This is a genomic window from Elusimicrobiota bacterium, assembly GCA_040757695.1.
Lineage (GTDB): Bacteria > Elusimicrobiota > UBA8919 > UBA8919 > UBA8919 > JBFLWK01.
Map to the genome: position 1 here is coordinate 1 of JBFLWK010000117.1, position 5433 is coordinate 5433.

The following is a 5433-nucleotide window of genomic DNA, read 5'->3' on the forward strand; positions in this document are numbered from 1 at the left end:
GAGTGCCCCTGTCGGGAATCCATTTGTATCCACTCAAATATTAGAAGCGTCCCCATTTTCCATTTTAACTTTTAACCTTTAACCTTTAACTTGCCTTTTTGTTACTCGTAAGTGAACCATTTCAACCCCGTCCCCTAAATCGATGAACCATTTCAACCCCGTCCCCTAAATCGATGAACCATTTCAACCCCGTCCCCTAAATCGTTGTGATAATGAGCCCTGTGCATAACTGAAATCGGAATATAATGTAGTGACTATGACCCTGCCTTTTCTTGCTTCTTGCGTCTGGCTTCTTATTTCATATTCTATAAGGCACGGCATATTGTTCTTGGTTCTACGCAAAAGTACCCTCGCATCAGCAGGCCAATTCGTGAAGTATCCATCCACATTCACATCAAGATTAACACGAGATTGTCCGTTGAATATCGCTGATATTTCATTGATGTATACCGATGCTGATTGGCATGACTGGTCTTCCTGCCAACCGTAAGCACTTACTTCGTTACCTCGTGGCAGGGCATTAAAGTCGTAACCGTGTTGTTGCGCAAAACAAATAAGTGTGCCACCATTTGACACATAATCAGATAAATTTTTCCTGAAACTTTCTACATCACCAAGCCCATACAAACCACCCGATGGAATAATTAATACTTTAATCCTCGGCAATATTTCTGATAGATTAAAATTATAATCAACCAGTTCAAATCGTTCACCTACATCTGCTAAAAGTAAAATATTTTCTGCCAACAAACCACTTGCCGTTATCCCAATTGGGTCACCATATGAACATATCTGAGTAGTACTTGACCCCAATAATGCTTCACAACTTACTCCTTCAAAATCATCTGGTTTATCACAATCAGGATTTGGTTTACTTTGTTCGTATTTTTTTAACCCTACATTAAAACTCCATGTTTTACTACTTGGATTCTCTGCCTTATCTTTGGCAGACACAGTTACTGTATAACTCTGTTCCCCGTGCAGATATGCACTACCATTTATATAGCCATTCATATTCCGCATCTCTTCAGTTGGATTAGGAAATGAAAAACTGCGAGAACCACCTTTACAAGTCACGCTTGTTATTGTTGTTGGCTGTGACTTTGGGCCACTACCTCTTACACTTCCCTCGTCTACTCCACTCAGATTGTCGGTAACTGTTGCACCAAAGGATATCCATCTAGGGATTTTTGATATAGAGTAACTCCAACAACATTGTTTCCCTTCCATTCTAAATATATACTCATAAGAATTCCCTGCTAAACTACCAGGTTCAGGAAATGGCTCTATCGTAGGAGGTGTCTTATCAACGATGATGTCTCGCATTATAGTTGGACTAACATAATGATTACTATCTACTACATATGCACTGATTGTATGAACACCTTCACCATTAATACCCATTGCTTTAGATAGTGTTACATCAAAACTCCATCTGGATCGCCATTTGCCGTCCGAATACAACGTGCTACTTAATTGAGATTCTACCAAATCATAACTACTATCACAAATAACAATTCTATCCAATTCACAATCTGACTCGGCTGTTCCTTTAATAGTAATGTTCAGATTTCCTTTTTCTGTCACGTATTTTCCATCAATGATATTAACGTTAGGAAAATAGTAATCAAATCCTACTTCTGGAGACTGGGCATTTAATTTATTAAAATATATGAAAAGAACAATCAAAATAATAAAAATTTTTTTGATTTCCGATTCATTCTTTTCACATCTTATCCAATGAGTAATAATATTCTTCATTTCTATTTACCAATAATAAAATGCTTTACAGATTCCTTTATTCTATATTGGCGCAATATACTTTTTGCAGACCGTATATTTTCTTTTTCGTTGCCATCTTCCATTACTTTTTCAATAAATGGAATAGATCTAGCATCATTAAATTCTAAAAGCAAATAATGCATTGCCATCATCTTTTTTCTATCGGGTGATGACTTTTCGTTTAACATATTTAACATAATATCTTTCATTTCTTTTTCACCACACATATATAATGCACTTAATATTGTCGTCGAAAATTCCGGGTTTTTATTGAGTAATTTTCGCAATAATTCTTTAGCTTCTTTATTTCTAGTATGACCTAATAATTCTATGAAATTTAATTCATTAGAAGAATAATCTTTAATATCTATATTATCTAAATAATCTATTATGGGTTTAATTACTGCGTCGGTGCTCATATAAATATACCACGGAGTAAAAAGAGACAGTTTATCCCTTTTTACTATTTCAATAAAAGCTCTCATTGCTTCATTAGTTCCTATTTGTAATAAAGCAATCTTTCCGGCATCACAGCTAGTATGTTTACTTAGCTTATTCCATTTTTTCAGGGTTTCAATCACTTCCTCACATTTTCTAATTCCTAATTCCCACATTATAATAGCCGAACTTAATGAACCTTCTTTTCCTATACGGTCATGTAAAAAGTTAATTAAGTATTGAATGTCATTCTTATCCATTACTGAACACAAACCTGCTACATACTTTACTCTTTCAATCTCGTTTGTTACATTTTTCATTCCTCTCTTAAACTTTTCTTTTAATATATTCATTATTTTTTCTGATTGCCTTGCCATATTAAGTAACTCTAAATATTTCATTATCGTATCTTTATTAACTCTAGGAAATGGTTCTGTTTCAATCCGCACACTATCTTGTGCCCATCGCTTATGAATTTGATGAAACTTTACATTTTCGGGCCAATGTGATGTGATGAAATACGGTATATAAACACGCTCTGTGTTCAAATCTATGAAAAAAATAGTTTCTTCTCCAACAACTGGGGTAAGTTTCCAACCGAGACCCCAATCCTCTGGAGCCCAAAAAATAGTTATGTGCTTGTTATTAAAATTACCTTTTAATGTCTCTTTGATTTCTACTTTTGTTTTGTATAATATGGTTTTTGCAGTAAAAAGTGGAATATCAAGTTTTTCTATCTTATCAACTTGTCCTACAATTATTAAATCGGAAAATACTACCTGTGAAAACACATAACCATCCATTGTTTTTATAAATTCTTCGATTTTTGGGTCAGTACCTTGCTGATTAGTTACAGCTTCTGTCATAATTTCTCCCCACATTGCCAACCAGCATATACTGATACCACTTACCACCATCACAATCATTAAAATTATTCTTTTCATCTCACACCTCACTTGAAATTAGATTTTTTTTCCTATAAAAACAAAAAACCGAGTTACCTAAAACCGAGAATGAATTCTCGGCTACATTATTACCTTCGGTAACCCGGCTGACTTTTATTGTTTTCGGCAACTTGGCTTACTTTCGCTACGCTCACCCCCGAATAAATTCGGGGGCTACATAATTAAAAGTCCCGTGGTTTTGCGTCCCCACCTCACGATGGCATCCTGCTGTATTTTCAGGAAGGCACTATCTTTCAAGTGCGTGTGCCTTTATCGGAATAATTTTATTTCTATCTTTTCAAAGAAATAAAAAGCCCCTGATATTGCTACCAAGGGCTTTTTAGGACTTACTCAAAGCAGAGGCAAGTGTTACTTCTGCTACTACAAGAAACAAAGTATTATTATGACACCTCTTTTTTTCTAACATATAACACTGCTTCTTTTTATCTTTTTTCAGTCCGCTATAATTATAAAGTATTTTCGGCATTTTGTCAAGTCTTTTTTTGAAAACGCAGATGACGGCAGATAAGAAACACAGATTACACAGATAAATCACCATCAGAAACTACAAATCTTTAACACCAGCCCTGTGCTTTTATTCCGAGAAGTTTTATTTCGTTGACGGACATATCTCTTGCCGCCGTCGGTGAGTTAAACTTAACTCCTGCTATGTAACTCCAGCCGTGAATATACAGGTAACCCATTAACTCTTCTTCAATAAAGCCAGGCAGGAAGATTTACAACGGCGTTCACGAGTTCACGAGTTCTTGTGTTCTTGAGTTTTAACCCGAGAACCCGATAACACAAGAGCTCAAGAACGCCTTTATAGACAGCAAGTGGCGTAGGATTTTTTCTGTTAGCCCGTCGGGTGAATTCTTTATACCATTGGGCATAATCATCGTCATCAGAGTCAACTGCTTTCTGCTGATTTTTCTCGGCTATCTCTTCTTCTGTCATCAGCATCATCTCCTTTCGGGATGAGCCCTGCCTGAAAATCAATTAGCACTTTGTTAGCGTTGAGTATCTTTTCAAGTTCGGGCAAAAACTCTGCGGATTTTTCTTTAAGTGCATCCTGACCTTTTCCTGTGACATACACCAGCGGATACCAGCGCCCGTTGATGTTATCCTCAACTATTTCAATGAGCCCTGCTTTAAGCAACTCATCTGAAATTGCGAGAAGGACTTTATTCGGCACTCGTTCCATAATACCGGAATATCTTTCGTCGAGTGCGTTATCACTGTTTTTAAGTGATCGAATGCTCCGCCTGTCACCACCCCGCAAGATTCCGATAATCGTTCCTCTGCCTCTTTTCCCTGATATTTTTTCTATCAGAGATAAAATAACAAACTGATACAAATTCAACTTCGCCTCCTCTTAACGGCAGGGTGTAGGGTATAGGGTGTAGGGTGTAGTAAAAGCCGTTGACTTTTCTACCCCCTACTGTCTACACTCTGCTTTTCTCAAAACGGCACTTCCTCTCCGTCTGTGGCTGAAACACCTTTCTCTTTTTTAGAGAGAAATTCCAATTCGTTCACGACAACCTTAACATCCTTGTAGGTCTTGTCGCCTTTCGTGTTCGTTCTGATTTCCAGCCGACCATTGACGGCAAGAGCTTTTCCTTTAGTTAAGTGCGGTGCAAGTTTTTCCGCCCGCTCTCCCCAGATTACCAAATCCAGAAATAATGTCTCGGCATTTTCTGGTGCTCTGTCTTCTCTAACAGCGAACCTGACATCGCAGACCTGCTTGCCTGTTTGGGTTGCTCTCAACGTTGCATCTCTAACAATGTTGCCTGTTAAAACTATGTTGTTCATCTATTCTCACCTCCTTTCTTTCCAAATGTCGGATATATTTCTGCGTAGTGCTTTTTACACACAGTAGCGTAAAATTCATTCTCGCCAAGGGCAAACTGGGCAAACTGTGGGCAAACTGTGCCAGACTTGACCCAAACTGTGCCGACCCAAACTGCCCAAACTGTGCCACAAACTGCACAAACTGTGCACAAACTGTGCCACAACAAACTGAACAAACTGAACAAACTGGAACAAACTGTGCCAGGGAACAAACTGGAACAAACTGGGGAACAAACTGTGCCAGACTTGAAATTTTCAATCTTTTTTTTTTCATATAAAATCGCACTACATTGAGTTATTTCTGGAAATTAATATTATTCTCTGTCGCTTAAAGAATATTCTCTATCGCTTAAACATTCAGAGGCATCTCCAAAGCATAATTCTCTATCTCTTAAACATTCGGCGGTATCTCCAAAAC

General features: G+C 37.5%; 7 protein-coding genes and 1 riboswitch. All 7 genes read right to left on the reverse strand.

All coding sequences use genetic code 11. The features are described from left to right. Nucleotides 1–183 precede the first annotated feature (183 nt). The 7 genes from AB1349_12605 to AB1349_12635 all read right to left on the reverse strand — a co-directional run bounded on the left by AB1349_12605 (nt 184) and on the right by AB1349_12635 (nt 4976). Nucleotides 184–1761: a hypothetical protein gene (locus AB1349_12605; GenBank protein ID MEW6558167.1), complete on the reverse strand. Its 1578-nt coding sequence runs from the start codon at nt 1759–1761 to the stop codon at nt 184–186. Between the two features lie 2 nt (nt 1762–1763). Further along, nucleotides 1764–3164 (reverse strand): HEAT repeat domain-containing protein, encoded by a 1401-nt coding sequence (locus AB1349_12610; GenBank protein ID MEW6558168.1) that lies wholly within the window; start codon nt 3162–3164, stop codon nt 1764–1766. Nucleotides 3165–3258: 94 nt separating this feature from the next. Then, a riboswitch (cyclic di-GMP riboswitch) is annotated at nt 3259–3443 on the reverse strand. Nucleotides 3444–3504: 61 nt separating this feature from the next. After that, a complete protein-coding gene (locus tag AB1349_12615; GenBank protein ID MEW6558169.1) occupies nt 3505–3651 on the reverse strand; it encodes a hypothetical protein in 147 nt (48 codons plus the stop codon). 88 nt (nt 3652–3739) lie between these two features. Continuing rightward, complete coding sequence (locus tag AB1349_12620) at nt 3740–3868, reverse strand: hypothetical protein (protein MEW6558170.1); 129 nt, start codon at nt 3866–3868, stop codon at nt 3740–3742. 10 nt (nt 3869–3878) lie between these two features. Then, on the reverse strand, nt 3879–4121 hold the full coding sequence (locus AB1349_12625; GenBank protein ID MEW6558171.1) for a hypothetical protein: 243 nt from the start codon (nt 4119–4121) through the stop codon (nt 3879–3881). Then, nucleotides 4075–4527, reverse strand: a complete 453-nt coding sequence (locus AB1349_12630) for an RQC domain-containing protein (GenBank protein MEW6558172.1) — start codon at nt 4525–4527, stop codon at nt 4075–4077. Before AB1349_12630 ends, AB1349_12625 begins: the two co-directional genes overlap by 47 nt. 98 nt (nt 4528–4625) lie before the next feature. Then, complete coding sequence (locus AB1349_12635; protein ID MEW6558173.1) at nt 4626–4976, reverse strand: single-stranded DNA-binding protein; 351 nt, start codon at nt 4974–4976, stop codon at nt 4626–4628. Nucleotides 4977–5433 lie beyond the last annotated feature (457 nt).

Coding starts and splice junctions, on each gene's coding strand:
- AB1349_12605 (MEW6558167.1), bottom strand. CDS start 1,761: ATGAAGAATATTATTACTCATTGGATAAGATGTGAAAAGAATGAATCG.
- AB1349_12610 (MEW6558168.1), bottom strand. CDS start 3,164: ATGAAAAGAATAATTTTAATGATTGTGATGGTGGTAAGTGGTATCAGT.
- AB1349_12615 (MEW6558169.1), bottom strand. CDS start 3,651: ATGCCGAAAATACTTTATAATTATAGCGGACTGAAAAAAGATAAAAAG.
- AB1349_12620 (MEW6558170.1), bottom strand. CDS start 3,868: ATGGGTTACCTGTATATTCACGGCTGGAGTTACATAGCAGGAGTTAAG.
- AB1349_12625 (MEW6558171.1), bottom strand. CDS start 4,121: ATGACAGAAGAAGAGATAGCCGAGAAAAATCAGCAGAAAGCAGTTGAC.
- AB1349_12635 (MEW6558173.1), bottom strand. CDS start 4,976: ATGAACAACATAGTTTTAACAGGCAACATTGTTAGAGATGCAACGTTG.